This window comes from Streptococcus sp. SGI.013 (genome assembly GCF_050315295.1).
In the GTDB taxonomy this organism is placed as follows: domain Bacteria; phylum Bacillota; class Bacilli; order Lactobacillales; family Streptococcaceae; genus Streptococcus; species Streptococcus porcorum.
Map to the genome: position 1 here is coordinate 1 of NZ_JBNPOS010000096.1, position 459 is coordinate 459.

Genomic DNA, 459 nt, shown 5'->3' on the forward strand with positions numbered 1-459 from the left:
GCAGCCAAGGTCAAGCCAAGACAGCTATAGATGAGCCAACTCCCTATCTGATTGGGTCCATGGGATAGAACAAAGAAAAAACTGGTCACGCCTATTTGTAGAAGAGGGAATGTCAATTTTTCCCAGAGCAACTGCCTATAAACAATCTCTTCAAGGAGACTTGCATTGACCAGAAACAATAAAAAGATAACATGAGGAACCTGCTTTCCTACTTGTACCAATACTGCTTGATTCCTAGTCTGAACTGAAAATAGGAAACTGATGAAGACTGCCAAAGCAACCATAGCCACAAAGCCAAGAAGCAACCATCTTAGACGATTGCTTAAGGTTATTCTTTTTGCTTGAAGAGTTTTATGACGGGCAATCTCTAAGCAAGTCACACTTAATAGGACCAATTGTAGCAAGACTACACCCTCTATTGTCAGATACTCTTTCAGGTATAAACTCACCAGAAGTCCA

The 459-nt window shown here is 41.0% G+C and carries 1 protein-coding gene; it reads right to left on the minus strand.

Translation table 11 applies throughout. The annotated features are described in order from the left end of the window. Positions 1 to 459: CPBP family intramembrane glutamic endopeptidase (locus ACQRDX_RS09510; protein WP_427896656.1), on the minus strand; the 459-nt coding region annotated here is incomplete at both ends.